The 2823-nt window shown below is 35.6% G+C and carries 6 protein-coding genes; 2 read left to right on the top strand and 4 right to left on the bottom strand.

Annotated features, from left to right (window positions below; all coding sequences use genetic code 11):
• The coding region (locus tag AC3DU7_RS24395) for a hypothetical protein (RefSeq protein WP_488041888.1) at nt 1–287 on the top strand (287 nt) is incomplete at its 5' end.
• Here AC3DU7_RS24395 and moaB read toward each other — a convergent pair.
• From moaB to AC3DU7_RS24375, 4 genes are all read right to left on the bottom strand, one after another.
• Nucleotides 268–786 (bottom strand): molybdenum cofactor biosynthesis protein B, encoded by a 519-nt coding sequence (gene moaB, locus AC3DU7_RS24390; RefSeq protein ID WP_488041887.1) that lies wholly within the window; start codon nt 784–786, stop codon nt 268–270. The genes AC3DU7_RS24395 and moaB overlap by 20 nt on opposite strands.
• A 23-nt stretch (nt 787–809) precedes the next feature.
• On the bottom strand, nt 810–1055 hold the full coding sequence (locus AC3DU7_RS24385; protein ID WP_488041886.1) for a PDDEXK family nuclease: 246 nt from the start codon (nt 1053–1055) through the stop codon (nt 810–812).
• Nucleotides 1056–1090: 35 nt separating this feature from the next.
• Nucleotides 1091–1357 (bottom strand): PDDEXK family nuclease, encoded by a 267-nt coding sequence (locus AC3DU7_RS24380; RefSeq protein WP_488041885.1) that lies wholly within the window; start codon nt 1355–1357, stop codon nt 1091–1093.
• Between the two features lie 341 nt (nt 1358–1698).
• Nucleotides 1699–2070 carry an RNA-guided endonuclease InsQ/TnpB family protein gene (locus tag AC3DU7_RS24375; protein ID WP_488041884.1) on the bottom strand — a complete coding sequence of 124 codons (372 nt, stop codon included), beginning with the start codon at nt 2068–2070 and terminating at the stop codon, nt 1699–1701.
• Between the two features lie 167 nt (nt 2071–2237).
• Here AC3DU7_RS24375 and AC3DU7_RS24370 point away from each other — a divergent pair, with 167 nt between their 5' ends.
• Complete coding sequence (locus AC3DU7_RS24370) at nt 2238–2558, top strand: hypothetical protein (RefSeq protein WP_488041883.1); 321 nt, start codon at nt 2238–2240, stop codon at nt 2556–2558.
• Nucleotides 2559–2823 lie beyond the last annotated feature (265 nt).

Here is a 2823-nt window from a genome sequence, read left to right as displayed (position 1 = left end):
AGGGAACAGGGAACCCACCCCTAACCCCTCCCAGGAGGGGAACAATTGATAATTTATGGATAAGAATTGATTTGATTTTTTATTTTCGGAGATGTCTATTATATCAAGAGTTTAGATACACGGGGTTAAAGCCCACGTTCGCAGGGGGCTGTGGGGCAAATCTAATTCGCCCTCTTGTAAGCCCTGCTCCACTGCCATCGGTTAAAACGGGATGGCTTTCTCTAGCTCACAGTTTTTTAAGTAACAAAGCGATCGCCCGATCATCTCTTAAGTTTCGGTCAATCTAGGAATCAATTGAGCCAAATTACAAGGACGATTACTAGAATCTAGTTGCTCTTTGATAATATTCCATCCGGTTTGACAAGCACCACTAGAACCAGGTAAACAAAAGATATAAGTACCGTTAGCTACGCCAGCCAAAGTTCGAGACTGAATGGTAGAGGTTTTAATTTCTTGATAGGAAATCATGCGAAATATCTCACCAAACCCTTCAATTTCTTTGTCTAATAGTGGTTTAATGGCTTCTGGTGTCCCATCTCGTCCTGTAACTCCCGTACCACCAGTAGTCAAAATTACTTGGACAGATTCATCTGCAACCCATCTAGATACTACCGCACGAATTTGGTAAATGTTATCGGGAACAATAGTTTTTTCTGCTAATAAATGACCTGTTGTAGTTAAATTATCCACTAATATTTTACCCGATTTATCATCAGCTTCGGTTCTTGTATCAGAAACTGTTAGGACGGCGATTTTTAAGGGTAGTAAAGATTCGTTTTGGTTCATTTTTGTTATTTTTTAATTAAGCTTTAACGGAAATATTTTTCTACTTCTAAAACACTTCTACCAAAACAACTATTGACAATTGTTGTCACGCGATCGCTGTTTAAGTTAGGCAGAGAATTACTTGTCGTTAATTCTAAATATCCTGAATCACGATAAATAAAGAATCTAATGTTATTATTTTGCCACAGCCAAACTTCAGGAATTTTTAAGTATTGATATTTGGTTAAATCGTCGATACTACCTGATGTTAGATTTATTTCTACTGCCAAATCTGGCTTGTCTTTGTCTATTTCAAAACAGTAAGCTACATCAGGTTCTTTCCCTTCTTTTCCTTAAGAGTAGTTTGGTTGTAAGAAAACAGTGCAAGGTTGTTTTGACGGCAGTAAGCCCAAATAATTGCTCTAATATAATCACCAATTAATTCATGGTTACCTCCTGGGGACACAATAGTAATAACTCCATTGCGAAATGAGACTCTTTTACTGGGCAAATCTAAACTAATATATTCAGCCCAAGTTGTATTAGTAATTGTGCTAATTCGATCGCTTTTTTGTGTTCCAATAGTTAACATTTTTACTTAGGGGATATAGTTATTTCGTTACCTTACTAGAATATCAGATAAAAAATCTAAATAGGGTCTGCTGAAAAAGTCTTTTTGCTAAGGCAGGGAATAGGCAGTAGGCAGCTTTGCTGTAGTGAAGAGTCAAGAGTTGGAAGGAGTTGTAGAGGATGTACAAAGGAAAAATTATCCCAATAGTGATTCTGCCTCTATACTTACCCCAATACTCATTTTTTGAGCTTTGTGAGGCAAAAAACTGCTACTTTTTCACTACCTATAAAGGCCCAAACCTTGATATATCCAGACTTTTAGATTTAATCAGCAAGCCCTAAATATTAGCCTTATTAGCGGTCTTAAATCTTTGTGCCATCGCTAAATGTGGCTAAGGTTTTGATACCTAAATCTATACCTACTGAATTATCAGTTTGAGGTAAGATTTCTGGTTGTATTTCTACTACAAAACTTAAGAAATATCTATGAGCTGAATCTTTGATTACTGTTACTGATGATGGAGGAGCAGGTAACTCTCTTGACCAAACTATTTTCAGCTTTCCAATCTTAGCCAAATAAACTTTGTGTTGACCAATTTTAAATCCTCCCTTTGTAAACCTAGCAGTTTGCTTTGACTTTCTACTTTTAAATTTAGGAGGTTTAACAGGTCTACCTTTTCTCTTGCCTTTTGTCGAACTGAAAAAGTTTTGATAAGCTTGGTTTAAATCATTCAAAGATTGCTGCAATGCTTATGATACTTAAATATAGCTCTCATAATTTGACTCTTAAGCTAATATTTAGGATAACATATTTATTGACATAAAATCAACTAAAAAGTCGCCCGCTTATGGGCGAGGCTTTAAACCCTATTTTCTGGTAAATACTTGAATATTACACCTGTATGTTAGAATTAACTACTATCAAACAAACAGCCCTTGATTATCTCTTGTCCAACCTGGAAGTATTTCCAGAACATCGTCACTTGTTTGAGGTTGTAGGTGCAACCTGTTTTGATAATAATGAGTGGATGATTAATATTAGTATTGTCGGTTTAATAGGTAAATATTGGAATGTTTTTGTCAATGGCAACACGGGAAAAATTTTACCAGACTACGAGTTTAATACAGATTGCCAAGACTTGAATGAACCCCATCAATATTCCCATCTGCCCGACTATTTAAATCAACTGCTCAATCGCCTGACTGCCAAAGTTTCTAGGTAAATTAAACGGCTTTGCTAATTAGTAATGATCTATGCTTATGTAGGAAGAGTTTGAAATTTTAAGTAAGTAGACAAAATTATTTGTATATAAATTTATTTTTGATCCTTTGATAGCTCTATGACTTAGAAACACTATTGACCACGCCTTTGGCCATTTTTCCTGGTGTGGGTGGAGTTACATTTCGGACATATCATGTTTTGAGTTCTACAACATTTATCATTACATTTCAGCAACGCCAATTAAACACTGCTTTGTATATAATAAT

It is taken from the genome of Okeania sp. (genome assembly GCF_983059655.1).
Note: the sequence above shows the minus strand (reverse complement) of the source record. Positions and strands in the feature narration are given on the sequence as shown.

Coding starts and splice junctions, on each gene's coding strand:
- AC3DU7_RS24380 (WP_488041885.1), bottom strand. CDS start 1,357: ATGTTAACTATTGGAACACAAAAAAGCGATCGAATTAGCACAATTACT.
- AC3DU7_RS24370 (WP_488041883.1), top strand. CDS start 2,238: ATGTTAGAATTAACTACTATCAAACAAACAGCCCTTGATTATCTCTTG.
- moaB (WP_488041887.1), bottom strand. CDS start 786: ATGAACCAAAACGAATCTTTACTACCCTTAAAAATCGCCGTCCTAACA.